The sequence below is a fragment of the Pseudonocardia benzenivorans CB1190 genome, from assembly GCF_000196675.2.
Taxonomy (GTDB): domain Bacteria; phylum Actinomycetota; class Actinomycetes; order Mycobacteriales; family Pseudonocardiaceae; genus Pseudonocardia; species Pseudonocardia benzenivorans.
Window position 1 is genome coordinate 500034 of record NC_015312.1, and the last position, 25549, is coordinate 525582.

The window sequence follows — 25549 nt, forward strand, 5'->3', positions numbered from 1 at the left end:
CATCAGCCCTCGGAGGTGGGTGCCGGGGCGGAGCCGATCGTCAGGTTCTCGACGGTGCCGCTGATCTCGATCGTGCCGTCGCGCGGGCGCAGCAGCCGCGGGGTGACCTCGAAGGGCAGCGTGCCGGGGTCGAGGGAGAAGGAGAACCGCTTCTTCACCGCGGACACGACCGCGGCCGGCAGCGGGAGTGGCTTGCCGTGCCCGTCGTCGACCCGCACGTCCTGCGGCACGACCTGGATGTCGCGGCCGTCGAGCAGGAACGAGGAGATGACGGCGACCTCCTTGGACCCGATCCCGGGCAGCGTCACCGTGCCGACGACCCGGGCCGCGGAGTCGGTGTCGACGCCCAGCAGCGACGAGGAGGCGCCCTCGTCGACCCGGTCCTTCAGCGTGCCGTAGTCGATGTTCTCGATCCGCATCTTGCTGACGCCGGGCAGCAGGCGTTCGAGGTCGTCGGCGTCGATGCGGGCGGTGCCGTCGGCCTCGCCCACGACGAGCGACTTGGGGCCGGAGCCGAGCAGCATCGACAGCGGGGCGTCGACGTCGCGCAGCTGTGCCATGATCTCCACCTCGCGTAGCGGCCCGATGGGGATGCGCTTGGCGTCGACGTCGACGCTGCGGTACGTGCCCGAGATCGCCTGGGTGAGGAACGGGAAGCCGTTGATCCGGACGTCGGGGTCGTCGGCGAGGCCCAGCTGCGTCCGCATCTGCCGGGAGACGGCCGACTCCGTGATCGCGGCTGCGCCGTAGTCGGCGGCCAGGAGCACCCCGGCCAGCACGACCAGCGCGATCAACAGTCGCTTCACTCCGACCTCCGACGCGGACGACAGGACCCGACGACGGTAGTCGCCGGGTCCGGACGCACGTCGGCAAGGGTGCCCACGGCCCGTGAGGTGCGCCGCGATCTCCGCACACCGCAAGGCCGACCCGTTATGGTTACCGGGTTCCGCGTGGTGGTCCCGACCTGGTCGCGCGGAGGTGGTCGTCGGGCGGACCGGCTGCCGCCGCCGTGGGGCGAGCGCCGCGCGTACATGCCGGCGGCCCGGTCGCGCCCCGGCGGAGAGGAGGCCGGTGGTGGAGCTCCTGCTGCTGACTGCCGATCCCGATCCGGGATCGGTGCTGCCCGCGCTCACGCTGCTGCCGCACGGGGTGCGCACCGCCGCGCCCGAGGTCGCCGCGCTGCTCGACGCGGGCCCGCACGACGCGGTGCTCGTCGACGCCCGGACCGACCTGGTCGCCGCGCGCAGCCTGTGCCGGCTGCTGGGCAGCACCGGGACCGACGTCCCCGTCATCGCGATCCTCACCGAGGGCGGGCTCGTCGCCGTCTCCGGCGAGTGGGCCGTCGACGAGATCCTGCTCCCGGCCGCCGGGCCCGCGGAGGTCGACGCGCGGCTGCGGCTGCTGCGCTCCCGCCCGGGTGGCGACGCGGCGAGCGCCGGCGGGGCGCTGGTCCTCGGCGAGCTGGTGATCGACGAGGCCACCTACTCGGCGCGGCTGCGCGGGCGGCTGCTCGAGCTGACGTACAAGGAGTTCGAGCTGCTCAAGTACCTCGCCCAGCACGCGGGCCGGGTGTTCACCCGGGCCCAGCTGCTGCAGGAGGTCTGGGGCTACGACTTCTTCGGCGGCACCCGCACCGTCGACGTCCATGTGCGACGGCTGCGCGCCAAGCTGGGCAGCGAGCACGAGCAGATGATCGGCACGGTCCGCAACGTCGGCTACAAGTTCGTCCGGCCCGCGCGCAGCGCGATGGGAGTGCCCGCCGGTGTCGACGACCAGTCCGAGGACGACGAGGAGGACCACCGGGTCGTCGAGGTCGGGGCGGAGCGCGACTGAGCCGTTCGTGCGGCGCGTCCGTCGGTACCGCCGCGTAGGGTCGGGACCATGACGGGTGCCGCGACGCTGTCCACATCGGACCGGCTCGACGAGGCCGAGGTCGCGGCGGTGCGCACGCTCGCCGACGCGGCGACGGCGGCCGACGGGATCGAGCCCCTCTCCGAGCAGGTCATGGTCAACCTGCGGCACGCGCGTGCCGGGGTCACCCATCTCGTCGCGACGGGCGCCGACGGCACGATCTCCGGCTACGCCCAGCTCGACTCCTCCGGCGGCGACGCCACGTCCGCCGAGCTCGTCGTGCATCCCGGGTACCGCAGGCGCGGCATCGGCACCGCGCTGGTCGAGGCCGCGCTCGCCGCCGCCACCGGCACGTTCGACGTCTGGGCCCACGGCGAGCAGCCCGGCGCCGAGCGGATCGCCGCGACGCACGGGCTGAACGCGGTGCGCGAGCTGTGGCAGATGCGCCGCGAGCTGGCCGAGCCGCTGCCCCCGGCGTCGTTCCCCGAGGGGGTGACGCTGCGGGCGTTCGACCCCGCACACGACGAGGCGGAGTTCCTGCGGGTGAACAACGCCGCGTTCGACTGGCACCCCGAGCAGGGCGGCTGGGGCCACGAGCAGGTGGCCGAGCGCGAGGCGGAGGCGTGGTTCGACCCGGCGGGCTTCCTGCTCGCGGTCGAGGACGGGCGGCTGCTCGGCTACCACTGGACGAAGGTCCATCCCGCGGGCCCGGCCGGACCCGCGATCGGCGAGGTCTACGTCCTCGGTGTCGACCCCGCGGCGCACGGCCGCGGCCTCGGCGGGGCGTTGACGATCGCGGGACTGGAGCACCTGCGCGAGAAGGGCCTCGATGCGGTGATGCTCTACGTCGAGGGCGACAACGCGCCCGCCGTCGCGGTGTACCGGAAGCTCGGGTTCACCCTGTGGCGCAAGCATGTGATGTACCGCCGCTGATCATCGTTCACCCCGGCGCAACCCGTCCGGAGTGATGATCGACGCTGGTCACGGAGCTGCCCGACGTTCCACCTGCGGGACGGCGACGCGTACTACCGGTGATGAGTTCATTCCGCGTTCATCTGATCGGGGGTGGCTGTCCACCCGACCTGCCTACCGTCCTCCGCGAACGGCCACCCCGAGCCGTGCAGACGTAGTTCAAGCGGAGGATTTTCGTGAAGCTCCAGCGCCACGGGCTCGTGGTCGCTCTGGCGGCGGCGGGTGCGATCCTGCTGGCCGCGTGCGGCAGTGACCCGAACAGCGGCTCGGGTGCCGCCGCCGGCTCGTCGTCGGCCAACTCGCCCGCCGTCGACTGCAACGGAAAGGCCAGCCTGAACGCCGAGGGCTCCTCGGCGCAGAAGAACGCGATGGACGTGTTCGCCCAGGCCTACCAGGCCAAGTGCACGAACGCGAAGATCGCCTACAACCCCACCGGCTCCGGCGCGGGCGTGAAGCAGTTCAACGCCGGGCTCGTCGACTTCGGCGGCTCGGACTCGGCGCTCAACGCGACGAACGGTGAGACCACGGCCGCCGCGGCGCGCTGCCAGAACAACCCGGCCTGGAACCTGCCGATGGTGTTCGGGCCCGTCGCCATCGGCTACAAGGTCAACGGCGTCAGCTCGCTGACCCTGACCGGCGAGGTCGCCGCCAAGATCTTCAACGGCCAGATCAAGACGTGGAACGACCCGGCCATCGCCGCGCTCAACAGCGGCGTGACCCTGCCGGCCGAGCCGATCAACGTCGTCTTCCGGTCCGACGACTCGGGCACCACCGACAACTTCCAGAAGTACCTGAAGGCGTCCTCGAAGGGTGCCTGGACCCAGGGCGACGGCAAGAAGTTCAACGGTGGCGTCGGCTCGGGCGCGCAGGGTTCGGCGGGTGTCGCGCAGGCGCTGGCCGGCACCGAGGGCTCGATCGGCTACGTCGAGCTGTCGTTCGCGCAGGACAACAAGCTGGACATGGCCAAGATCGACAGCGGGTCCGGGCCGGTCGAGCTGACCGACGCGACCGTCGGCAAGGCGATCGCCGGTGTCACCGTCACCGGCCAGGGCAACGACCTGGTCCTCGACCTGACCAAGACCTACGCCGGCCCGCCCGCCGGCTCCTACCCGCTGTTCCTGGCGACCTACGAGATCGTCTGCTCCAAGGGCTACGACGCCGCCACCGCGACCGCGGTCAAGGCGTTCCTCACGGTCGCGGCCACCGACGGCCAGGCCAACCTCGCCGCCGCGGGCTACGCCCCGCTCCCGGCGGAGTTCCAGCAGAAGCTGCTGACCGCCGTCCAGGCAATCGCCTGACGTCGGACACCGCTGGCAGAATCACGGAGGCTGCTACATCGTGAGCGACCCGACCGTGACGGGCGGCCCCACCGGGATCGGCGAACCCGCCGACCGGTGGGGCAGTTCCGTCTCCGCCGCAGTCCCGGAGGCCGGCATCCCCGCCACCGAACCGCCGCCCCCCGACCAGGGGTCCATCGGCGCCACATTCGTCCAGCGCGGCGACCGGATCTTCCGGTTCCTCGCGACGGGCTCGGGTGTGTTCATCGTCGCCCTGATCGGCGCGATCGGGCTGTTCCTGCTGATCCAGGCCGTCCCGCCGCTGCTGCAGAACCACGCGAACTTCCTGACCAGCAGGCAGTTCGAGGCGGGTGACCCGAACAACCTCAGCTTCGGCATCCTCGACCTGCTGCTCGTCACCGTCGAGGTGTCGGTCTTCGCTCTCGTCCTCGCCATGCCGCTCGGCCTCGGCATCGCGCTGTTCCTCACCCAGTACGCGCCGGCCCGGGTGGCGCGGCCGTTCGGCTACCTCGTCGACCTCCTCGCTGCGGTGCCGTCGATCATCTTCGGCCTCTGGGGCCTGTTCGTGCTCGCGCCGGCGATCCAGCCGTTCGCGGTCTGGCTGGAGACCCACCTCGGCTGGTTCTTCCTGTTCTCGCCGGGCAACGTCGGCATCGCGGGCGCCACCGTGTTCACCGCCGGCATCGTGCTGGCGGTGATGATCCTGCCGATCATCACGGCGATCAGCCGCGAGGTGTTCGCCCGCACGCCGCGCGCCCACATCGAGGCGGCGCTGGCGCTGGGTGCGACGAAGTGGGAGGTCGTTCGGATGACGGTGTGGCCGTTCGGCCGCGCCGGCTACGTCAGCGCGTCGATGCTCGGCCTCGGCCGGGCGCTCGGCGAGACGATCGCACTGACGATCATCCTCGCGGCCACCCCCAGGATCTTCACGGGCAGCCTGTTCGACGGCGGCGCGACCTTCGCGTCGAAGATCGCGCTGTCGTTCGCCGAGCTCAACAACAACCTGTCGGCGGGCGCCTTCATCGCGGCCGGCCTGGTGCTGTTCGTGCTCACGTTCCTCGTCAACGCGGCCGCGCGCTGGGTCATCAACCGGTCGGGAGCCAAGGCATGAGCCCCGCCGGCGCACTTGTTCCGGGGGCGGCGGCATGAGTACCTCGGTCGATCTCGACAAGTCCGCCGTCGAGCCGACGTTCGTCGGCATCAGCGGCGGTCGCAGAGCGCGCAACGCGCTCGCCACCGGCCTCATGACGCTGGCCTTCCTCATCGCGCTGGTGCCGCTGGTGTGGGTGGTCTGGACCGTCGTCAGCAAGGGCCTGGCACCCGTACTGACCGGGCACTGGTGGAGCGAGTCGCTCAACGGCCTGCTGGCCCGTCAGCAGGGCGGCGGCGCGTACCACGCGATCGTCGGGACGCTGCTGCAGGGCCTGGTCTGCGCCGTGCTCGCGACGCCGATCGGCATCATGGTGGCGATCTACCTCGTCGAGTACGGCGCGGGCACGAGGCTCGCCCGGGCCACGACGTTCATGGTCGACATCCTCACCGGCGTCCCGTCGATCGTCGCGGCGCTGTTCGTCTACGCGGTGTGGATCTCGATCTTCGGGCTGCCGCGCAGCGCGTTCGCCGTGTCGCTCGCGCTGGTGCTGCTGATGGTGCCCGTCGTCGTCAGGTCGACCGAGGAGATGCTGCGCATCGTCCCGGACGACCTGCGGGAGGCGGCGTACGCGCTCGGCGTCCCCAAGTGGAAGACGATCGTCAAGGTGGTCATCCCGACGGCGCTGTCGGGCATGCTGACCGGCATCGTCCTGGCGCTCGCGCGCGTCATGGGCGAGACCGCGCCCGTGCTGATCCTGGTGGCGTACGCGCCGTTCATCAACTTCGACATCTTCCAGGGCAACATGGCGTCGCTCCCGCTGCTGATGACCGTCGAGCGGTCCAACCCCACCGACGCCGGCGCCGACCGGCTGTGGGGCGCGGCGATCACGCTGATCCTGATCATCACCCTCTTCCAGCTGCTGGCGGCCTTCCTGTCCAAGGTCACCGCCCCGAAGACGAAGTGAGAGAGAGCTCCCGGTGGCCAAGCGCCTGGACCTGAAGGACGTCAACATCTTCTACGGCAGGTTCCACGCCGTGGACAACGTCACCCTGTCCGTCGCCCCGCGCAGCGTGACCGCGTTCATCGGGCCGTCGGGCTGCGGCAAGTCGACCGTGCTGCGCACGCTCAATCGGATGCACGAGGTCATCCCCGGTGCGCGCGTCGAGGGCGAGGTCCTGCTCGACGGCGAGAACATCTACGGCTCGTCGGTCGACCCGGTCGGTGTGCGCCGCACGATCGGCATGGTCTTCCAGCGGCCCAACCCGTTCCCGACGATGTCGATCCGGGACAACGTGGTCGCCGGGCTGAAGCTGCAGGGACGCAAGAGCAGGAAGGAGCTCGACGAGGTCGCCGAGCGTGCCCTGCGGGGTGCGAACCTGTGGAACGAGGTCAAGGACCGGCTCACCAAGCCGGGCGGCGGCCTCTCCGGCGGTCAGCAGCAGCGGCTCTGCATCGCCCGCGCGATCGCGGTGCAGCCCGACGTGCTGCTCATGGACGAGCCCTGCTCGGCGCTCGACCCGATCTCGACGCTCGCGATCGAGGACCTGATCGCCGAGCTCAAGACCGAGTACACGATCGTCATCGTCACGCACAACATGCAGCAGGCCGCGCGGGTCAGCGACCAGACGGCCTTCTTCAACCTGCGGGCCACCGGCGAGCCGGGCCGGCTGGTCGAGATCGACGACACCCCGAAGATGTTCTCCAACCCCACCCAGCAGGCCACCGAGGACTACATCTCCGGTCGCTTCGGCTGACGCCGTCGGCGCGGGGACCGCGAGGCGGCGGGTCAGATCGGGAGGGGATCGGGCCCGCCGCCGACCACCGCGTGGATCATGCGTTTCGCGATCGCGACGGCGTGGTCGGCGTAGCGCTCCAGGAACCGGGCCAGCAGGGTCAGGTCCACGGCGGCCTCGACGCCGTGCTGCCATCCCGGGTCCATCAGGACCGTGAACACCTCGGCGTGCAGCCGGTCCATCTCGTCGTCGTCGCCGTCCAGCTCCGCGGCGAGCAGGACGTTGCCCGTGCGCAGCACCTCGGCGGCCTTGAGCGCCATGTCCGTCGCCGTCCTCCCCAGGCGCCGGAGCAGGGGCCGGAACTCCTCCGGCACGGCCTGCGCGGGGTGCCTGCGGCGTGCCGCCTCGGCGACGTGCCGTGCCAGGTCACCCATCCGCTCGATGTCGTCGGCGATGTGGATGACGGCGACCGCGCGGCGCAGGTCCGTCGTCACCGGCTGGTGCAGCGCCAGCACGGCCACGGCTCGCTGCTCGATCTCGTCGCGGCGGGCGTCGATCGTCGCGTCGCCCGCGATGACCTGTTCGGCCAGTCGCAGCCTGCGGTCGACCAGCGACGTCGTCGCGTCCGCCATCGCCTGTGCGACGTCGTGGGCGGTCTCCGCGAGCCGGTCGGTCAGGTCGGTCAGCTGCAGACGCAGCGCATCACGCACCGGGCCAGGCTAGGAACCGAAGAACGCCGCACACCGTGCACCGGATGAACACCGAATGAACGACCGGAATCGCCGCGGCGTCGGCGGCGGGGCCGGTCAGTCGTCGAGCCGGAAGCCGACCTTGAGCCCCACCTGGTAGTGGTCGACACCGCCCTCGGCGAGGTGACCGCGGATCTCGGTCACCTCGAACCAGTCGAGGTTGCGCAGCGTCTCGGCAGCGCGCGACACCCCGTTCCTGATGGCTTCGTCGACACTCGTCGTGGAGCTGCCGACGATCTCGGTCACGCGGTACACGTTGCTCGACATGCCCCGGTGTCCCCAGCAGGCCAGTGGATCAAACAGTGAGCGGACCCGGCATCTGTCCGGTCACGACGTAGACGATGCGGCGGGCGACCGCGACCGCGTGGTCGGCGTAGCGCTCGTAGAACCGCGCGAGCAGCGTGACGTCGACGGCCGCGGCGACACCGTGGTTCCAGTGCCGGTCCATCAGCACCGTGAACATGTGCCGGTGCAGGTCGTCCATCGCGTCGTCGTCGGTCTCGAGCTCGGCCGCGGCGTCGAGGTCACGCGAGCGGATCACGGCGGCGGCCTTCGTCGCCAACTGCACGCCGACGCGGCCCATCTCGGCGAAGTAGGGCGCGACCTCGTCGGGCAGCACGGGCTGCGGGTGCCGGCGGCGCGCGGCCTGCGCGATGTGCAGTGCCAGGTCGCCCATCCGCTCGATGTCGCCGGCACCGTGGATCGCCGAGACGACGATCCGCAGGTCGGTGGCGACGGGAGCCTGCAGGGCAAGCAGGGCGAACGCCTGCTCCTCGGCCTCGGCCCGGATGGTGTCGACGTTGACGTCCTCGGTGATGACCTCCTCGGCGAGCCGGAGGTCGGCGTCGAGCAGGGCGCGCGTGGCCTTGTCGAGCGCCGCGGCCACCTCGCCGCACATGCCCGCCAGCCGGCTCGCGAGGCCGTCGAGCTGCTCCTGGTACTGGTCGCGCATGGTACGGAGCGTACGGCGAACGGCAGTCGGTGGCCGCGCCTGGAAGTGAATCCAGAGTGAACGGTCGCGGTCCTGAGGCCGACGTCACGCCGTCGCGCTGCTCACGTGCAGTTGCTCGGCGGCGCCGGGCCGGGCGGTGGCGCGTCGGGTGACTGCTGCCCGACCGCCCGGATCGTCCCGTCGAACGAGTCGCCCAGCACGAGCTGCAGCACCCCGCTCGCGCTCGCGTCGGGGACCGAACGCGCCGACGGCACCGCCGCTGCCACGACCTGCGCCTCGGCCGCGCGGTCCGGGGAGAACCGGATGACGGTGGCCGTGCCGGGGGTCGGGGAGTTGCCGACGGTGCCGATCCCGAACATGACCGCGCGCAGCTTCGACGCGACGTCCTGGGCCAGGCCCGGGCGCTCCGACGCGTTCAGCACATCGACCGTCACCGCCGACGGCGCGGGGACCGCGGACGTGCTCGGCGGGGCGAGCGCCGCGGGCGGGATCGCAGCGCCGGTGCGCAGCGCCTTGAACAGCGCGGTGGCGTCGCGGTCGCGCAGCACGGAGTTGCCGCGGGTGTTGATCTCGCCGGTCGTCGGGACGGTGACGAACTGCCCGGGATCGGACGCGTCGCCGCGCAGTGCCCGCGCCGTCGCGAGGATCTGGTCGACGTCCATCCCGTCGGCGGTCGTCGAGCGGGCCAGCACCGCGCCGAACGAGTGCGACGACCACGGGTTCAGCAGCCGCGACGTCGAGAGCGCCCGGTCGAGGGCCGCGGCCAGCACCCGCTGCTGGCGGTCGACGAGCCCTTCGTCCGACGGCGGGTCGCCCTGCACGTGCCGGGCGCGGACGAGCCCGTCGACGGTCGGTCCGTCGACCGTCGACGGACCGGTCGATTGCGCCACCGTCCCCAGCACGCTGTCGACGACGGGCCGGTCGAGGCAGACGGTCACCCCGCCCAGCGCCGTCGCCATCGCGCCGAGCCCCGGCAGGTCGACGGCCACGAACCCGGTGATCGACAGGCCCGACAGCTGCTGCACCGTCCGCACCGCGCAGGCCGGACCACCGACCCGGAAGGCGGTGTCGATCTTCGTGCGTGCCTCGGCGGGCACCGTCTGATCGAGGTAGCTCGCGGTGCCCGGGTCCCACCGCTGGCAGGGCGGCCGGTTGATCTCCAGGTCGCGCGGGAACGACACGCTGGTCAGCGGGCCGCCACCGGCCGGGACGTGCGCCACGACGATCGAGTCCGACCCGGGATCGGGACCGCCGGTCGTGTCGACCCCGAGCACGAGGACGTTCTGCGCCCCGTTCTGGGCGGCCGCGTCGAGGATCGCGCCCGACTGCGGGTCCAGCGCCGCGACCTGCCGGACGGCTCCCTCCAGCGTCAGCTTCGACGTCCAGCCGACGGTCAGCGCGAGGAAGACGACGAGCACCGCGGCGATCGTCACCCAGCGCACGACGCGTTGCCTGCGGCTCAGCCCCGCGGCGAAGGGGCCGCCCGAGGGTACGGGTCCGGGAGGACGCGGCCGCCGAGGCCTGCGGGGCCGGGTGGCTCCGGGCCCGACGGGCTCCGGGGGGTCCCCGTCGGGGTCCTCGTGCGCCGCGGTCAGGCGGGTCAGGCCCTCGTCGATGCGCCGGCGGCGGACGTGGTCGTCGTCCGGGGAGGCGAGGTCGACGGGGTCGTCGACGGTCTCGCCCGACGCGTGCGCGACGACGGGGCTCTCCGGCCGTCCGGCGTCAGCGGCCGGGTCGCCCTCCGAGTGCCGCCGCGGCGTCCCGGCGTCCCGCGGCGATGGTTCGACCTCACGCGGCGTCCCGACGCGGCCGAGCTGCTCGGTGGCGGGGCCGCCGCCGGGCACCGCGCGGACGGGCGCGGCGGATGGCCGCGCCGGGGTGGCCCCCACGCGCGGTTCGAGGCGGTCGGCGCCGCCCGGTCCGGCCGCGGGGTCGTCGCCGCCTGCGGTGTTCTGCGGCGCGCCGTCGTCAGGGACGGGCGGGCGCGGCGCGGCCGGGCGTGGCGGGGCGGGTGGCACCGGCCCGGCGTCGGGCATGGGCCCCCCTTGCGGTGGACGCGGCCCGGACCGGGCGGACTGTGCGTCCGGGTCGTCGCGCTCGGGGGTGCTGCGTGGCAGCACGCTGGTCGGGGGCCCGGCGTCGGGCCCGGGCGCCGGGGCGGGCGCGGGGACCCGCGGGACGAGGCCGGTGGGCGCCTCCTCCTCGGGCTCGAGGACGAGGCGGGGGAGGATCCCGGTCGGCAGTGCGGGCGGCTCGACCGGCCGGCCGTCGCCGGAGCCGGGTTCGACGGGCGGGTGGTCGTCGGGAACGCCGTGGCGCGGCCCCGGCTCCGCCTCCCGGTCGTGGGCCCTGCGACGTCCGGCGTAGTACTCCTCGGGCGGTTCGGCGGAGTGGCGGCCGTCCGGGCGGCCACGGCGTCGCCGGGCCGACGAGTCCCGCGGACGGTCGGACCCGTTCGCCACGGCACCTCCTCGGCCACACACACGCGAGAGGGCGGACCCGGCCTTCCCGGCCGAACGTCCGCCCCCGCGTGCGCAGGAGTCTACGGAGCGGGCCGACGTCGACCGCCTACCGGGTGGTGATCACATCGTGATCGTGCGGCCGGTCAGCCGGTCGTGCGCACCGGCTGCGGGATGGAACGACGACGCCCCGCCCCGCCCGCGAGCCGCACCCGGCCGGTGCGCCCGTCGCGGTAGGCGACGGCGTTCCGACCGGACTGCTTGGCCGTGTACAGGTGGGCGTCGGCCGCGCCGATCAGCCGCTCGACGCCCGTCGGACGGCCGTCGGAGTGCGCGACCCCGATGCTGACCGTCACCGTCAGGTCGGGGTGCAGCTCGTGCCACGGGTGGCGCGCGATCCGCTCGCGCGCGGCCTCGCACAGCCGCACCGCCTCGGCGAGGTCGCGGCCGGGCAGGACGAGCGCGAACTCCTCGCCGCCGTACCGCGCGCAGAAGGCGCCCTCGGGCAGCGCGGCGTCGAGCTCGACGACCATCCGCTGCAGCACCCGGTCGCCCAGCAGGTGGCCGTAGGTGTCGTTGACCTGCTTGAAGTGGTCGATGTCGGCGAGCGCGACGCAGATGCCGTCGGTGCGGACGGTGTCGTCGCCGAGGTCCGCGAGGTCGCTGAGCAGGGCGGCGAGCCGTTCGTCGAGGTAACGCCGGTTGTAGCTCGCCGTCAGGCTGTCGCGCCGGCTCTGCTCGCGGGCCTCCGCGTGCTCGCGGCGGAGCCGGTCGAGCTCGTCGGGGCCCGTCGTGGCACTGCCCGCGACGTGGTGCAGCCGGACCGCGGCACGCAGGTGGGTGTAGGCCTGCTCCCAGAGTCCCTGCGCGGCGAGTGCCTCGGCCTCTGCGGTGTGCCGGGCGGCGTGCACGGCCGCGGCTGCGGGCGCGAGCGATCCGATGGCCGCGTCGTTCCACACGTCCGGGCCGCCGCGCAACATGGCTGCCGCGGTCGTCACGTCTCCCATCGGATCACCCCCTGTCAACGATTGTCTCGTCGTTACGGGTGTGACTCTTGAGGTTCCTGATGCATTGCCCCCCGATCGCGCCCGAGTCCACACGACCGGGCGAGACGGCCTCACGGCCGGTCGTCCGACGCGGTCACCCGCCGGAGTGCTCCAACTCGGCGCCGAAGGGCACCGACGGGTCGTCCGGGTCGTCGAGCCAGCGTTCCGGGAGCACGACGCGGCCCGGAGAGCCCTGCCGCCCGCGGGGCCCATCGGCGTCGGCCGGGAACTCCTCGTCGGGATCGAGCAGGGCGATCAGCTCGTCGAGCTGGTCGATGCTCGAGACCATCCCGAGGCGCCTGCGGACCTCCGGCCCGACCGGGAATCCCTTGAGGTACCAGGCGATGTGCTTGCGGACGTCGCGGATGCCCTTGTGGTCGCCCATGTGCTCGCAGAGCAGCACCGCGTGCCTGCGCAGGGTGGCGGCGACCTGTCCGAGGCGCGGCGGCGTCGGCAGCGGCCGGCCGGCGAACGCGGCCTCGAGGTCGGCGAAGAGCCACGGTCTGCCCAGGACCCCGCGCCCGACGACGACGCCGTCACAGCCCGTGCGCGCCACCATCGCCAGCGCGTCGGCGGCGGAGAAGACGTCGCCGTTGCCGAGCACGGGCAGCTCGGCGGGCATGGCGTCGCGCAGCCGGGCGATCGTCGACCAGTCGGCGGTGCCCGAGTAGCGCTGCGCGGCCGTCCGCGCGTGCAGGGTGATCGCCGCGACGCCGCAGTCGGCCGCGATCCGTGCGACGTCGAGGAACGTGTGGTGCTCGTCGTCGATCCCGACCCGCATCTTGATCGTCACGGGAATGCCGCCCGCGTTGTCGACGGCCGCGCGCACGATCCGCTCGAACAGCCTGCGCTTGTACGGCAGTGCGGCGCCGCCGCCCCGGCGCGTCACCTTGGGGACGGGGCAGCCGAAGTTGAAGTCCAGATGGTCGGCCAGGTCCTCCTCGGCGACGATGCGCACCGCCGCGCCGATCGTCGCCGGGTCGACGCCGTAGAGCTGCATCGACCGCGGGTGCTCGTCGGCGTCGAAGGCGATCATCCGGCGCGTCAACGGGTTGCGCTCGACCAGCCCGCGCGAGGTGATCATCTCGCACACGTAGTAGCCGGCACCCTGCTCACGGCACAGCCGCCGGAAGCCGGGGTTGGTGATCCCGGCCATCGGCGCCAGCACGACCGGGGTGTCGACCGAGTACGGGCCGATGCGCAACGGCGGCAGCACCGGCGCGGGGGCCGGTGCCCGGGTGTCCGGGCGGACGAGGTCCTGCACACTCACCCGCCCATTGTCCCTCCGCTCAGAAGTTCACGTTGACGCAGGCCAACCGGTCGCCCGCCGTGCCTGCCTTCCCCGGCTCGGTCGAGGTGTGGTTGGCGTGGATGACCACCGAGGCCGGGTGCGCCGCGTCGGTGAAGTCCCACGCGACCGTCGACGTCGCCGAGGCCGCGCCCGAGCCGCCGGTCGAGATGTCGAGCCAGACCTCGTTCTGCGGGTTGGCGTACGCCGGGTCGACGCTGGGGGACACCGGGTCCTTCCGGTTCTGGAAGTGCGGTCCGGAGTCGGCGGGTGCCGCGCCGCAGGGCTTGCCGTGCGCGTGCGCGCCGTAGTGATGGTCGGGCAGCAGCCCGTTCACCGTCAGCGTGACCGTCGAGGACCCGCCCCCCGACCGCGACGCCACCGTCGCCGTCGCGCCGACCGGGACGAGATCGGGCTTGTAGGTGATCGCCGCGGTGTCGGAGGCGGAGAACTGCGCGGTGACGTCGGCCGTACGGACCTGGACGCCGGCCGCGGTGGCGGGCGCCGTCGAGGGGTGCTCGGAGTTGGAGCAGCCCACGAGCACGAGGGCGGCGACCAGGATCGCCGCGGAAGTCCGCAATGCACGCATCTGTGCAGGATTGCGTATGACGGAGCGTGACGGCCAGCAGGTCGGAGTGCGTCCACATGTGAGGGCCGCGTCGCCGCGCACCTTTTGCGTGTTCGAAGGTACAGACCGGCGCGCCGCGTGCCCGGCATCATGGGGCAGATGGTGTCGGTGAGGGTGGGCCTCCTCGTGATCTACAGCGAACGCGTCGACGAGTGCCGCGACTTCTACGCGTCGCTCGGCGTGGAGCTGGTGCGCGAGCAGCACGGCCCTGGACCCGTGCACTACGCCGCCGAGCTGGAGGGCGGCCTCGTGCTGGAGATCCATCCCGGCGAACCGCACCGGAGCACCGGCCGGCTTCGGCTCGGGTTGACCGTGCCGTACCAGCCGCACCTGCCCGAGGGCGAGCACAGGTTGACCGATCCCGACGGCCGGGTCGTCGTCGTCACGGCGAGGGCGCCGGGCAGGTAGCTCGGCTGCCGGGCGGCGACGCGGGCATCGGTAAACGTGTCGTACCGAATCATCCTGCACGGATGAGGCGGATGGCCGAGCGGTCGAGGACGCTCGCCGGGGATCGAGATCGAGCGCGGACCACACCTCGGCCCGTCGGGTCGTGGTCGATGCCGGGTGCGCGATGTCGGGCGCGGGTGCCCCGGACGGCGGGCGCATCGCTCACGCGGCCGGATCCGCTGGTACGAACCGGGGGCGACGGAGGCTCCGACAGCCTGGCGCACACCCGAATGGCTGCGTTGACGTGGGTCGATGCCGGGAGAGAGGCTGGCGGGCCCGGATGAGGAGGGTGAGGGCCATCGAGCCGGACGGCACAGTGCAGCGAGTGCGGGATGCGCGGGACCGAACGATCGAGCTCCGTCGGCAGCTGGGCCGGATCGCGCGCAGGCTCAGTGCCGCGTACGAGGAGGCAGCCCGGCAGAACGAGCTCCTGGCGACCAACCGACGGCCTCCGGTGCGGTTCGACCACCAGGTCGCGGCCAAGAGGTGGCGGCTGCTCGCCGAGACGGCGGCCGTCACGGGCGAGGTGCCGGATGAGCCCGTGCCGAACTGCAGGGGGTCGGCCAGGTGTCCGCGCTGCTCCGAACCGATCTCGTCCGAGGTCATGCTGGAACTGGCTGCCGGTGTCGCGACCACGGCACGGTGTCCGCGGTGCGGTGGCGATGCGTGCCTGGGACTGCTGCCCGCCTCCGCCGCCGGACAGATGTCGATCGCCGATCTGGTGGCGGGCGCCGTCGCCGACGAGGACCTGCGCATCGCCACCGACCTCGGCAACGGCGTCGTCCAGAAGCTCTTCGCGGTCGGGCTGCGACTCGGGAGTGTGGTCGACGGGACGACGGGGGTCGCCCGGCAGCGGCTCGAAGAGGCGATCCGTGAGGTGGACGCCAGTATCGCGCTGGTCCGCGCGGCCGCGTTCGGGCTCGACGCCTCCGGTGAGCGGAGGCCGTAGTACCGACAACGCCGATGCGGGCCGGACCGCCTCCCCGGCGCTCGTCGAGCCTCCCGACCACGGGCACGTTCCGCGCGGTGGGGGACGCCGACGTCGGCCGAGCCCACGCACCCGCTCCGCCGAGTCCTGGGCCACGTCGTCGATCGTGCCTCCGAGTTTCGGGACCGGGCGCCCGCCGGGAATGTGATCACGGGGCAGAGACCGACCACGACGAAAACCTGATCACTCCGCCCGGGCGAATTTCTGCCGGCGGTTTCTGTTTCTCGATGAACGCACCCGTCGTATTGTGTGGGGCTACCGCGTGAATGTGCGCCGGGTTGCGAAGGATTGTCCGGATCGGGACTTCTGGAGAGAGTGTGACTGAAGACCTGGGTAATAGCGGACTCCACGAAGCGGTCGATCGGACGAAGCTTCATAAAAGGGATTTCTGGGCGGTGGAGAACCGCAACTACGCGGCGCCGCACTACCGCTTGGAGAAGTCCGCCCGGCTCATCAACAAGATCGCTGCGGGCAGGCGGCGGACGCTCCTGGACGTCGGCTGCGGCCCGGCCACGCTCGCGCGCCTGCTCGACCCCGGTATCGAGTACTTCGGGATCGACATCGCGATCCAGGAGCCCGCGGACAATCTCATCGAGGCGGACTTCCTGGACGGGCCCATCGACTTCCGTGGGCGGCGGTTCGACCTCGTCGTCGCGCAAGGGGTCTTCGAGTACGTCGGTGCACATCAGGACCAGAAGCTGGCCGAGATCGCCGGTACGGTGGCGGACGACGGCGTGTTCCTCGCCTCGTACGTCAATTTCGGTCACCGGGACAAGCGAATATACTGGCCGTACAGCAACGTGCGACCCACGGATGCGTTCCTGGCCAGCCTGCGACAGTTCTTCACCGTCGAGGCATATCTGCCGACGTCGTACCACTGGGTCGGCCGAGAGCCGCGCCACCCGTTCCTGAAGGCCGTCGAGATGCCGCTGGCCGTCAAGATTCCGAAACTGCATCAGCGTCTGGCCGTGGAGTACTTCTTCCGCTGCTCGCCGAAGCACTGAAGCCGAATCCCCGGGAGTCGGCGCGTTTCCGGGTCCGGATCGCCACCGACGTGTTCCGCCGCACCGGCCTCCGTGGCCGGCGACGTCGCAACAGCCACGGGGCGGGGCCGGGGTGGCTACGCCACCGGCGGGGTTCCCTCGGCGTTCGCCACGACCGCATCGACCTGGATCAGGGCACCGGCCGGCAGGGCGGAGACGCCCACGGTCCGACGAGCGGGCACGCCACCCGGGAAGAACGTGGCGTAGACCTCGTCGACGGCGGCTGCGTCGGCGATGTCGGTCAGGAACAGGTTGACCTTGACGACGTCGTCCATCGCATGGTCGATGCTCTCCACAATGGCCTTGATGTTGGCAAGGCACTGTCGCGTCTGCTCCGCGACGCCCCCGGCGACCGGCTCGCCGGTCGCCGGATCGATCGGCAGCTGGGCGGACAGGTGGTTGTAGTGCGAGAAGGCCACGGTCTGCGTCGACAACGGGCTGCGGGGCGCCGCGTCCGTGTCGTTCGCGCGGATGACGATCCCGTGCCGGTCCTCCACGGCCTGCGGCGGCGTGCCGTCGCCGTGCGAGACGACCGCCTCGATCTGCACGAGAGCGCCGTGGGGCAGGGCCGACGCTTCGACCACGGTGCGGGCCGGCAGGTAGCCCGCAGCCCGGGCGATGGCCGAATCCGGGAAGAAGGTCGTGTAGACCTCGTCCACCGTGTCGATGTCCGAGAGGTTCGTGAGGAAGATCGTGACCCGGACGATGTCGTCGACCGGAACGTCGATCCCCTGCAGAACGGCCTTGATGTTGGCCAGGCACTGCCTGGTCTGCTCGGCGACGCCGCCGGCCACGAGTTCGCCCGTCGCCGGATCGACGGGCAGCTGCGCCGCGAGGTTGTTGTAGTGCGAGAACGCCACCGTCTGCGAGGACGCCGGGCTCTGCGGCGCCCCGTCCGTGTCGTTGACGACCTTGACGAGGTCTCCGGCCTGCGGGGCGTTCGGGATCGTGCCCTCGCCGTTGGACACGAGCGCATCCATCTGCACCGCGGCGCCGAGCGGTAGCGCGGCGACGGCGACGGTCGTGCGGGTGGGGACGTAGTCGGTGAAGGCGGTCGCGATCACCGCATCGACGGCATCGACATCGCCGATGTCGGTGACGAACACGGAGAGCCGGACCACGTCGTCCATGACGTGGTCGATCCCTTCGACAACGGCCCCGATGTTCGCGAGGACCTGCTTGGCCTGCTCCGTCGCGCCGCCCGGCACGAGCTCGCCGGTCGCCGGGTCGATCGGGAGCTGCGCCGAGAGGTTGTTGTAGTGCGAGAAGGCGACGGTCTGGGCGTACGGACCGATCGGCTTCGGCGCCTGCTCCGGGTTCCGCGCCAGGACTGCGTTGTAGCCACTCATGTCGGGCACCACTTTCTGGTCGATGACCACGGGATGGTGCCGGGCCGATCCGGCGCGGATCAGCCGCGCCGGGGGGATCGGCCGGGGGAACCCGTCGGTGGATCGCCGTGCCGCCGGTCCGATGGAGGACGCGTGAGAGTCCCGGGCGCCGCCACAGCGCCGAGCGAGGAGGGCGTCATACGGGCGCCCGCCCGGCGCCTGGCGCGCCCGTGCCGGACCCTGAGGGCATGGACGGACCCGACGCCGACGACGAGCGTCCGCCTCACGTCGACCCTGTCGCGCGGCTCGCCGCCGGGCGTGCCGACACCGAGGCGCGGATCGCGGGGCTCACCCGGCAGGTTGCTGCGCTGGCCGACGAGCAGGCCCTCACCACCCACGACGACGAGCACGACCCCGAGGGCGTGACGATCGGGTTCGAGCGGGCCCAGCTGCAGGGCTTGCTCGCCGGGGCGCTCCGCGACCTGGAGGCAGTCGAGCGGGCGGAGCGCAGGCTCGCCGACGGCACGTACGGACGCTGCGCGCGCTGCGGCGGCCCGATCCCACCAGAACGGCTCGACGCACTGCCTGCGGCCGAGACGTGCGTCGCCTGCGCATCGGCCCGGCGACGACGGTGAGCCTCCTGGAGATGCCCCGGCTGCGCTCCTGCAACTGGGGTGAACGTGCAGGTCGACCTTGTGGGCCCCCGGGGGATCGAACCCCGACCCCGCGGATCGAAAGATCGCGGCGTCGTCGCCGGATTCGTCGTGATCCCACGTCGGCCCAGGGGAGGCGGCTCAGCGCGGGCAACAGCGCCATCACGTAGCGGCGCCTCGTGGTTAGAGTCCATTTCCGTGAGACGGAGTCAGGCCACTCGACGGGCTGACACCGTCACGGTCACGGGCATCGACCTTCATCTCGACCTTCATGGGCCACGACTCAGAGCAGGCCTGACCGATGCGTTGCGCGACGCCGTCCGCACCGGACGGCTTGCGCCCGGTACCCGACTTCCCGCATCGAGGGTCCTGGCCGCCGATCTCGGCATAGCACGGAGCACCGTCACAGAGTGCTACACCGCGCTCGTCGAAGAAGGGTGGCTCGCGGCCCGGCCCGGCTCCGGAACGCGTGTCGCTACGCGCGTGCCGTCGCGCCGCGGACCCTCGGGAGCATCGGCACCGACCGCGCGACGCCGCTCGTCACGAGGGCTGGAGCCGGGCGCCGAGGACTACGCCGAGTTCCCCCGAGCGCCCTGGTTGGCGGCGGCCCGCCGCGCCTTCGCGAACGCTCCGCACAGCACCTACGGGTATGGGGACCCGCTCGGACGGATGGAACTACGAGAGGCGCTCGCCGAGTACCTCGCCCGCGCCCGCGGGGTGCACGCTGATGCGGCGCGGATCGTGATCACCTCGGGTTTCCATCATGGGCTGGGGGTGCTGGCGCGAGCGCTCGCCGCGGAAGGCGGCGAGACCGTGGCAGTCGAGTCCTACGGACTCGACATCTACCGTGAGTTGCTGCGCGACGAAGGTGTCGGCACCCGGCCCGTCGACGTCGACGAGTGCGGGGCCCGGGTCGATCAGCTCGTCGACATCGCCGACGCCGCCGCCGTCCTGCTGACGCCGGCGCACCAGTTCCCCACGGGGTATGCCTTGTCCACGGAGCGGAGAACGGCTGTGGTCGACTGGGCCCGCAGGACGGGGGCCGTGATCCTCGAGGACGACTACGACGGTGAGTTCCGGTACGACCGAGTGCCTGTCGGGGCGCTGCAGGGTCTCGACCCCGATCATGTCGTCTACTTCGGGACGGCGAGCAAGTCCGTCGCACCGGCGCTGCGACTGGGGTGGGCGGTGGTCCCCGACAGCCTCCTGCCCGCGGTGGCGCAGGCGAAGGGACGTGTCGACACGGTCAGCACCCTCGATCAGCTCGTCTTCGCCGAGTTCCTCGAGTCGGGCGCCTTCGATCGGCATGTCCGGAGCAGGAGGCGCCGACTCCGGCATCGTCGTGAGGTGCTGATCGAGAGGATCGCGGATGCTGCGCCCGCGGTGCACGTCATCGGCATGGCCGCGGGGCTGCAGGCCGTCCTCGCACTACCTGTGGGCTCTGAGGAGCGGGTACTGCGCGTTGCGGGACGGCAAGGGCTGGTCGTGAGTGGACTGGCAGAGTTCCGGCACCCGGCCGCCGACGGTCACCCGTCGTGGCCTGATGCGCTGGTCGTGAACTTCTCCAATGTCTCCGAGAGTGCGTGGCCGGGCGCGCTGCAGGCGCTGTGCCGCATCCTGCCCTCCCCCTGACGCCGGATACCTGCGCGCGGGTGGCCCTGCACCGGTGGCTCCGGTTCTTGACCGGCGCTCCAAGTGGTCCGGGATTCTGGCCCTGAATTGGCCTGAAAGAAAGGACCACATCTCGATAGCGTCGGTGACGGCGAGGACAGGCCTCGTCGCAGCCGAAGGAGAGTCAGTGACATCCGTCCGAGTGCCGACCGCCGACGCGATCCCGGCCGGCCGACGACAGCTTCCGTCGGGCGTCGCCATGGTGGGCACGGCTGTCGCCTTCATGAGCCTCTACCTGGGCGCCGGAGCACTGACCCCGCTGCTCGTAACCTACGAGCAGGCCTTCGACTTCACACCAGCCATGCTCACGGTGGCGTTCGCCGTCTATGCGATCGGGTTCCTCGTCGCGGCTCTCACGCTGGGCGCACTGTCCGATCATGTCGGCCGACGTCCAGTGCTGATCGCGGCCCTGATCGTCCAGCTCGTCTCGAACACCCTCTTCCTCGTCGGCACCGACGTGGAATGGGTCATCGCCGGGCGAATCGTCCAGGGCGTCGCGAGCGGGGCCGCCACATCGGCGTTCACGGCTGCGATCGTCGAGTTCGCGCCAAATGGGCGGAAGAGGCTGGGCACCATCCTCGCCGGCATCAGCCTCACCGGTGGTCTTGCCCTGGGGTCGCTGCTGGCGGGACTGGCCATCCAGCTCACCTCGGCCGCGAACACCATCATCTTCACCGTGCTCATCGTGCTCACCACGCTGGGCGGCATCACTGTCTTCGCGTCGGGTGAGACCGTGACCCGCAGCCCGGGAGTGGTGCGCTCGCTGATACCTCGAATCTCGGTGCCCGCAGCTGCGCGCCGGGAGTTCTACTCCTCCGCCCCCGTCGTCGCGGCGGTCTGGATGCTCGCAGGGCTCTCCGGTGGGCTGGCACCGAACATCGTCCGCAGCGTCTTCCACCTGGAGAGCGCGTTCGTCGGGGGATTCGCCGGCTTCATCGCACCAGCAGTCGCAACCGCCGTCGGGTTGCTCTTCGCCGCAGTTCCCTCCCCCACGGCGATGTCGATCGGCATCTTCACCTCCGTCCTCGGCGCGGGAGCGATCATCGGTGGGATCCTCGCTCCGAGCCTGGCACTCATGATCGCCGGACAGGCCATCGCGGGCGTCGGGTTCGGGTCTGCGTTCACTGCCGCACTTCAGCTGCTGATCCCCCAGGTCGCTCCCGGTGGGCGCGCCGCGGTCGTCGCGGCCGTCTACGTCGTCGCCTACACCGCCTTCGGGGTTCCGATCGTGGTCGAAGGGCAGCTCGTCGCGCCGTTGGGCGAGATCCCGGCGGTGGTCGGCTACACCGTGCTCACGATCCTGCTCGCCCTGGTCAGCCTCGTCGCCCGGACACGTCTGGCGCGCCACGGCCGAACCCCCCGTCCTTGATCATCGAGAAAGGAAACCCATGTCCAGAATCTTCCTCGCCGGCGCGTCCGGAGTGATCGGCCGACGGCTGGTCCCGTTCCTCGTCGAGGCCGGACACACGGTGGCCGGCATGACCCGGTCCGCGAGCAAGGCTGACCAGATCGCAGACCTCGGTGCGGAGCCGGCCGTCGTCGACGTGTTCGATCGCGAGGCCCTCATCGCCGCCGTCGTCGACTTCCGTCCCGATGTCATCCTCAACGAGCTCACAGACCTGCCTGACGACGTGAACCAGATCGCTGCCTACGGCGACCTGAACGCGCGCATCCGAACCGAGGGGAACCAGAACGTCATCGAGGCCGCCCGGGCGGCCGGGTCGCCGAGGATCCTCGTCCAGTCGGTCGCGTGGGAGCTGCCTGACGGCCCCGACTCCGTCGCCGTGAAGCAGTTGGAGTCCTCGGTCCTCGCCGAGAGCGGGGTCGTCCTGAGCTACGGCCAGTTCTACGGCCCGGGCACGTACAACGAGCACGGCCTCCCCGCCGAGCCGCGGGTGCACATCGACCGCGCCGCTGCTCGAACCGTTGAGGTCCTCGACGCCCCGAGCGGCGTCGTCACCATCGTCGACTGAGCACGGACCGGGGCCGGTCCCGTCCCCGTCGCGGGGGCGGACCGGCGCTTCGGGACCCGGAACTCACCGTGACCATCACTGAGCGCGGCAACGGAGCGGCGTCGCAGCACCGCCGGCACCGCAGTGGCTTCGGCGGCCCCCGGCGTACGTCAGGAGACCGAGACACCATCTCCGAACAGGAGCTCGACCGTGATCGCCCCATAGGTCCGCACGTGGTGCTGGGCTTCTGCTGCCGCGATGTGGCACGACCGACCGCTCCTGCCGCCCGCACCACAGCCCACACCGCACCTCGACCCGGATCGCCGGCCTGCTGCGGCTGGCCACTTCCACGGTTCACGCCGTGCTGCGCCGCTACCGGATGGCCCGCCTGATCGAGCCCGACCGCGCCACCGGCGCAGGAGTACGCCGCTACGAACACCCCGCACCGGGCGAGCTGGTCCACGTCGACAGCAAAGAAGCTCGGCAACATCCCCGACGGCGGCGGGCACCGTGCTGCAGGTCGACGTAGTGGGCCCCCGGGGGATCGAACCCCGAACCCGCGGATTAAAAGTCCGCTGCTCTGCCGGTTGAGCTAGAGGCCCCGCGGGCGCCGCAGCGCCCCGGTCAGACTACGACCTGTCGGCGACCTCGGCCGCCGACCCGCTCCCGACACGGCGGTGACGTTGGTCGCGCAGGCGCGGCGTCGGCCGATCGGTGGAGTGCGGGTCCGCCGGCCATCCCACCGGCCGACCGATCCCCGGCGACGGTGGGCGGGGCGAGCCTGGGTTCAGCAGCGGTCGGGCCCCGGCCGCGCAGACCAGGAAGAAGGCCCGCAATGACCACCCTCGCAACCGACGCCGCGCCGTCGCCCACCTTCGCCCCGGACACCCCGCCGCCCGAACGCACCGACCGCCGGGTCGCGCTCGCGAGTCTCACGGGTACGACGATCGAGTTCTACGACTATTTCATCTACGGCACCGCGGCGGCGCTGGTCTTCAACAAGGTCTTCTTCCCGAACCTGAGCCCGACGATGGGCGCGGTGGCCGCGCTCGCCACGCTGGCCGTCGTCTTCGTCTTCCGGCCCCTCGGCTCGGCCGTGTTCGGGCACATCGGGGACCGGCTCGGCCGCAAGCGCACGCTGGTCCTCACGCTGACCCTGATGGGGCTGTGCACGGTCGGCGTCGGGGTGATGCCGGGCGCGGCCACCATCGGGTGGGTGGCGCCGGTGCTGCTGGTCCTCTTCCGGGCGGCGCAGGGCTTCGCGGTCGGCGGGGAGTGGGCGGGGGCCGCGCTGTTCGCCTCCGAGAACGCCGCCGACGGGCGTCGCGGCCGGCTCACCATGTACCCGCAGCTCGGGGCGTGCGTCGCGTTCGTACTCGCGTCGCTGACGTTCCTCGTGGTCAACCTCAGCATCGGCGAGACGAGCGACGCGTTCGTCACGTGGGGCTGGCGGGTGCCGTTCCTGCTCAGCGCCGGCCTGATCGCGGTCGGGCTGTACGTCCGGCTGCACACGAGCGAGACCCCGGTCTTCGCCCGGGCCCGCAGCCGGGGCGAGACGACCCGCGCCCCGTTCCTCGAGGTGTGGCGTCGGCAGACCCGCACGATGCTGCTGGCCATCGGGGTCACGACCGGCATCTTCGGCGCCATGACCGTCGGCTCGGTCTACCTGACCACCTACGCGACGACCACCCTGCACCTGGGCATGTCGACGATCCTGCTGATCGACGTCCTCGCCGCGGCGGCCGCCTGTGTGACGACGGTGCTGGCCTCGGTGTGGTCGGACCGCATCGGGCGCCGGGGCCTGGTCCTGGCGAGCTGCATCGGCCTGGCGGCCTGGTCGCTGGTGCTCTTCCCGCTGATGAACGTCGGCACGCCGCTGGCGGTCGGGACGGCGGTCGTGGTGCTGCTCGCGCTGATCGGACTGGCCTACGGCCCGCTGGGTGCCTACCTGCCGGAGATGTTCGCGACCCGCTACCGCTACACGGGCGCCGGCGTCAGCTACAACCTCGGTGGCGTCGCGGGTGGCGCGGTGATCCTGCTGATCGCCGCTCCGCTGAGCGCCACGTGGGGCGGGGTCGGCCTCGGGCTCTACATGGCGGCGATGCTGCTGGTCAGCATCGGTTGCCTGGTGGCGCTCCCCGAGACGTACCGGCGCCCGCTGAGCTGAGGCGGCACGGGAGCAGCACCGCCGATGGCGGTCACCGCGACGGTCGCGGTGACCGCCACCGGCGTGCGTGCGGCGCCGCCCTGCCGACGCGGTCGACGGCGAGTGCGCACCCGACGGTCGTCGCAGCGGCGAGGCAGAACCCGCCGATGGTGTCGGTCGGGTAGTGGGCGTGCTCGGCGACGAGCCCGACGGCGACGGCCACGGCGCCCGCGCCGGTGAGGAACGTGCCCACCAGCACCCACAGCTCGCGACGCTGCTGCGCACCCCCGGCGATCACGAGCGTCACGGACAGGCCCAGCGCGGTGACGCCGGCGGTGTGCCCGCTGGGGAAGGAGAGCGCGCCGGTGGCGATCGTGCGTCCGACCAGCGGCTTGAGTCCCGTCTCCAGCAGACCGGTCAGGCCCGGGGCCAGCACCGCCAGCACCGCGGAGCGCCATCGCCGCCGTCGTGCGCACCACGCGGCGAGGACGCAGGCGACGGCCACGACGGTCACCGGCTCGCCGGCGACGACGGCCAGGCTCGGCCACTGGCCGTGCAGCGCGTGGTGGGTCGCGACGATCCGCTGCGCCCAGGCGTCGACGGGGGTGGCCGTCGACGTCCCGGCCACGACGACGGCGAGGGCGGCGAGCAGCGCGGCGCATGCGGCGGCGACGCCGACGGCGGGGCGGCCCAGGGCCGGCGGCAACAGCGGGCCGTCGACCGGGGTGTCGCGGGTGGGTCCGAGCGTGTCGATCACGCCGTCCACGCTAGGGAGCCGACCACCAGCCGATGTCCAGCCGAAGGCCAACGCTTCGCAAGAAGGCAGGACGGTCCGACGTGTGCGCCGTGTTCGTCGCGGGTATCCGGGACGTCACCGAGGAGTCGTGATGAGGGTTCTGCGAGGGATCGGCGCGGTCCTGCTGATGGTCGTCGGGCTGCTGTTGTCCGTCGTCGCGATCGTGCTGTGCGTGACGATCATCCTGCTCCCGCTCGGGATCCCGCTGGCCTTCCTGGCGGTCAAGCTGTGGCGGTACGCGTTCACGCTGATGTTGCCGCGGCAGGCCGACGTCCGGCGGGGGCTGCGCAAGGGCTTCCACGTGCGCGAGATGCAGGACGCGGCGTCGACGGCACGCAAGGAGGCGAGCCGGCACGGCACCCGGCTGCGCAAGAAGACACGGAAGGTCCGCAAGAAGCTCCCGGGCTGACGGGCCGACGGACCGTTCCGCGCCTGACACGATCAGGTGAACTCGCA

The 25549-nt window shown here is 71.9% G+C and carries 25 protein-coding genes, 1 tRNA gene and 1 pseudogene; 16 read left to right on the forward strand and 11 right to left on the reverse strand.

Annotated elements, in window-relative coordinates:
* Positions 1-2: 2 nt before the first annotated feature.
* Positions 3-806, reverse strand: coding sequence for an LmeA family phospholipid-binding protein (locus PSED_RS02355; protein ID WP_013672667.1), 804 nt, complete (start codon positions 804-806; stop codon positions 3-5).
* Positions 807-1074: 268 nt separating this feature from the next.
* On the opposite strand from PSED_RS02355, the gene PSED_RS02360 reads away from it, so the two are divergent.
* The 6 genes from PSED_RS02360 to pstB all read left to right on the forward strand — a co-directional run bounded on the left by PSED_RS02360 (position 1075) and on the right by pstB (position 6968).
* Entirely contained in the window at positions 1075-1833 is a 759-nt protein-coding gene (locus PSED_RS02360; RefSeq protein ID WP_013672668.1) for a winged helix-turn-helix transcriptional regulator, read from the forward strand.
* A gap of 48 nt (positions 1834-1881) precedes the next feature.
* Positions 1882-2784 carry a mycothiol synthase gene (gene mshD, locus PSED_RS02365; RefSeq protein WP_013672669.1) on the forward strand — a complete coding sequence of 301 codons (903 nt, stop codon included), beginning with the start codon at positions 1882-1884 and terminating at the stop codon, positions 2782-2784.
* A 215-nt stretch (positions 2785-2999) separates the two neighbouring features.
* Positions 3000-4121: a phosphate ABC transporter substrate-binding protein PstS gene (gene pstS, locus PSED_RS02370; RefSeq protein WP_013672670.1), complete on the forward strand. Its 1122-nt coding sequence runs from the start codon at positions 3000-3002 to the stop codon at positions 4119-4121.
* Positions 4122-4296: 175 nt separating this feature from the next.
* On the forward strand, positions 4297-5232 hold the full coding sequence (pstC, locus tag PSED_RS02375) for a phosphate ABC transporter permease subunit PstC (RefSeq protein ID WP_041760332.1): 936 nt from the start codon (positions 4297-4299) through the stop codon (positions 5230-5232).
* A gap of 34 nt (positions 5233-5266) precedes the next feature.
* On the forward strand, positions 5267-6178 hold the full coding sequence (gene pstA, locus PSED_RS02380) for a phosphate ABC transporter permease PstA (RefSeq protein WP_013672672.1): 912 nt from the start codon (positions 5267-5269) through the stop codon (positions 6176-6178).
* A 13-nt stretch (positions 6179-6191) separates the two neighbouring features.
* A complete protein-coding gene (gene pstB / locus PSED_RS02385; protein WP_013672673.1) occupies positions 6192-6968 on the forward strand; it encodes a phosphate ABC transporter ATP-binding protein PstB in 777 nt (258 codons plus the stop codon).
* Between the two features lie 32 nt (positions 6969-7000).
* On the opposite strand, the gene phoU (PSED_RS02390) is transcribed toward pstB, so the two are convergent.
* From phoU (PSED_RS02390) to PSED_RS02420, 7 genes are all read right to left on the reverse strand, one after another.
* Positions 7001-7657, reverse strand: a complete 657-nt coding sequence (gene phoU, locus PSED_RS02390) for a phosphate signaling complex protein PhoU (protein ID WP_013672674.1) — start codon at positions 7655-7657, stop codon at positions 7001-7003.
* 96 nt (positions 7658-7753) lie between these two features.
* Positions 7754-7963, reverse strand: a complete 210-nt coding sequence (locus PSED_RS02395; protein ID WP_013672675.1) for a dodecin — start codon at positions 7961-7963, stop codon at positions 7754-7756.
* Between the two features lie 28 nt (positions 7964-7991).
* Positions 7992-8648 carry a phosphate signaling complex protein PhoU gene (gene phoU / locus PSED_RS02400; protein WP_013672676.1) on the reverse strand — a complete coding sequence of 219 codons (657 nt, stop codon included), beginning with the start codon at positions 8646-8648 and terminating at the stop codon, positions 7992-7994.
* 101 nt (positions 8649-8749) lie between these two features.
* Positions 8750-11110 (reverse strand): LCP family protein, encoded by a 2361-nt coding sequence (locus tag PSED_RS02405; RefSeq protein WP_013672677.1) that lies wholly within the window; start codon positions 11108-11110, stop codon positions 8750-8752.
* Positions 11111-11253: 143 nt separating this feature from the next.
* On the reverse strand, positions 11254-12114 hold the full coding sequence (locus PSED_RS02410; protein WP_013672678.1) for a GGDEF domain-containing protein: 861 nt from the start codon (positions 12112-12114) through the stop codon (positions 11254-11256).
* 133 nt (positions 12115-12247) lie between these two features.
* On the reverse strand, positions 12248-13423 hold the full coding sequence (dusB, locus tag PSED_RS02415; RefSeq protein ID WP_013672679.1) for a tRNA dihydrouridine synthase DusB: 1176 nt from the start codon (positions 13421-13423) through the stop codon (positions 12248-12250).
* A gap of 19 nt (positions 13424-13442) precedes the next feature.
* Positions 13443-14030: a superoxide dismutase family protein gene (locus tag PSED_RS02420; RefSeq protein WP_013672680.1), complete on the reverse strand. Its 588-nt coding sequence runs from the start codon at positions 14028-14030 to the stop codon at positions 13443-13445.
* A gap of 138 nt (positions 14031-14168) precedes the next feature.
* On the opposite strand from PSED_RS02420, the gene PSED_RS02425 reads away from it, so the two are divergent.
* The 3 genes from PSED_RS02425 (at position 14169) to PSED_RS02435 (ending at position 16508) form a co-directional block, all read left to right on the forward strand.
* Complete coding sequence (locus PSED_RS02425; RefSeq protein ID WP_199796494.1) at positions 14169-14477, forward strand: VOC family protein; 309 nt, start codon at positions 14169-14171, stop codon at positions 14475-14477.
* A gap of 364 nt (positions 14478-14841) precedes the next feature.
* Entirely contained in the window at positions 14842-15465 is a 624-nt protein-coding gene (locus PSED_RS02430) for a hypothetical protein (RefSeq protein WP_041759208.1), read from the forward strand.
* A gap of 356 nt (positions 15466-15821) precedes the next feature.
* Positions 15822-16508: a class I SAM-dependent DNA methyltransferase gene (locus tag PSED_RS02435; protein ID WP_233899279.1), complete on the forward strand. Its 687-nt coding sequence runs from the start codon at positions 15822-15824 to the stop codon at positions 16506-16508.
* A 116-nt stretch (positions 16509-16624) separates the two neighbouring features.
* Here the strand turns inward: PSED_RS02435 and PSED_RS02440 are convergent, their stop codons facing one another.
* Positions 16625-17896 carry a RidA family protein gene (locus tag PSED_RS02440; RefSeq protein WP_041760334.1) on the reverse strand — a complete coding sequence of 424 codons (1272 nt, stop codon included), beginning with the start codon at positions 17894-17896 and terminating at the stop codon, positions 16625-16627.
* A gap of 227 nt (positions 17897-18123) precedes the next feature.
* Here PSED_RS02440 and PSED_RS02445 point away from each other — a divergent pair, with 227 nt between their 5' ends.
* The 5 genes and pseudogenes from PSED_RS02445 to PSED_RS02465 all read left to right on the forward strand — a co-directional run.
* Positions 18124-18510 carry a TraR/DksA family transcriptional regulator gene (locus tag PSED_RS02445; RefSeq protein ID WP_013672684.1) on the forward strand — a complete coding sequence of 129 codons (387 nt, stop codon included), beginning with the start codon at positions 18124-18126 and terminating at the stop codon, positions 18508-18510.
* 216 nt (positions 18511-18726) lie between these two features.
* Positions 18727-20160, forward strand: a complete 1434-nt coding sequence (gene pdxR / locus PSED_RS02450; protein ID WP_013672685.1) for a MocR-like pyridoxine biosynthesis transcription factor PdxR — start codon at positions 18727-18729, stop codon at positions 20158-20160.
* A gap of 34 nt (positions 20161-20194) precedes the next feature.
* Positions 20195-21568, forward strand: coding sequence for an MFS transporter (locus tag PSED_RS02455; RefSeq protein WP_202946344.1), 1374 nt, complete (start codon positions 20195-20197; stop codon positions 21566-21568).
* 19 nt (positions 21569-21587) lie between these two features.
* Complete coding sequence (locus PSED_RS02460) at positions 21588-22172, forward strand: NAD-dependent epimerase/dehydratase family protein (protein ID WP_013672687.1); 585 nt, start codon at positions 21588-21590, stop codon at positions 22170-22172.
* 250 nt (positions 22173-22422) lie between these two features.
* Positions 22423-22684, forward strand: a pseudogene (locus PSED_RS02465) (IS481 family transposase); the annotation flags it as partial.
* Here PSED_RS02465 and PSED_RS02470 read toward each other — a convergent pair.
* Positions 22681-22753: transfer RNA gene (locus PSED_RS02470), tRNA-Lys, on the reverse strand. The pseudogene PSED_RS02465 and the gene PSED_RS02470 sit on opposite strands and share 4 nt — an antisense overlap.
* Before the next feature lie 233 nt (positions 22754-22986).
* Here PSED_RS02470 and PSED_RS02475 point away from each other — a divergent pair.
* Positions 22987-24318, forward strand: a complete 1332-nt coding sequence (locus tag PSED_RS02475; protein WP_013672688.1) for an MFS transporter — start codon at positions 22987-22989, stop codon at positions 24316-24318.
* A gap of 31 nt (positions 24319-24349) precedes the next feature.
* Here the strand turns inward: PSED_RS02475 and PSED_RS02480 are convergent, their stop codons facing one another.
* On the reverse strand, positions 24350-25054 hold the full coding sequence (locus PSED_RS02480; RefSeq protein ID WP_158511283.1) for a phosphatase PAP2 family protein: 705 nt from the start codon (positions 25052-25054) through the stop codon (positions 24350-24352).
* Positions 25055-25184: 130 nt separating this feature from the next.
* Between PSED_RS02480 and PSED_RS02485 the strand changes: the two genes are divergently transcribed.
* A complete protein-coding gene (locus PSED_RS02485) occupies positions 25185-25502 on the forward strand; it encodes a hypothetical protein (protein ID WP_013672690.1) in 318 nt (105 codons plus the stop codon).
* Positions 25503-25549 lie beyond the last annotated feature (47 nt).

Coding starts and splice junctions, on each gene's coding strand:
- PSED_RS02440 (WP_041760334.1), bottom strand. CDS start 17,896: ATGAGTGGCTACAACGCAGTCCTGGCGCGGAACCCGGAGCAGGCGCCG.
- mshD (WP_013672669.1), top strand. CDS start 1,882: ATGACGGGTGCCGCGACGCTGTCCACATCGGACCGGCTCGACGAGGCC.
- PSED_RS02475 (WP_013672688.1), top strand. CDS start 22,987: ATGACCACCCTCGCAACCGACGCCGCGCCGTCGCCCACCTTCGCCCCG.
- PSED_RS02420 (WP_013672680.1), bottom strand. CDS start 14,030: ATGCGTGCATTGCGGACTTCCGCGGCGATCCTGGTCGCCGCCCTCGTG.
- PSED_RS02460 (WP_013672687.1), top strand. CDS start 21,588: ATGTCCAGAATCTTCCTCGCCGGCGCGTCCGGAGTGATCGGCCGACGG.
- PSED_RS02445 (WP_013672684.1), top strand. CDS start 18,124: ATGGACGGACCCGACGCCGACGACGAGCGTCCGCCTCACGTCGACCCT.
- pstA (WP_013672672.1), top strand. CDS start 5,267: ATGAGTACCTCGGTCGATCTCGACAAGTCCGCCGTCGAGCCGACGTTC.
- PSED_RS02485 (WP_013672690.1), top strand. CDS start 25,185: ATGAGGGTTCTGCGAGGGATCGGCGCGGTCCTGCTGATGGTCGTCGGG.
- PSED_RS02425 (WP_199796494.1), top strand. CDS start 14,169: ATGGTGTCGGTGAGGGTGGGCCTCCTCGTGATCTACAGCGAACGCGTC.
- PSED_RS02410 (WP_013672678.1), bottom strand. CDS start 12,114: ATGGGAGACGTGACGACCGCGGCAGCCATGTTGCGCGGCGGCCCGGAC.
- PSED_RS02395 (WP_013672675.1), bottom strand. CDS start 7,963: ATGTCGAGCAACGTGTACCGCGTGACCGAGATCGTCGGCAGCTCCACG.
- phoU (WP_013672676.1), bottom strand. CDS start 8,648: ATGCGCGACCAGTACCAGGAGCAGCTCGACGGCCTCGCGAGCCGGCTG.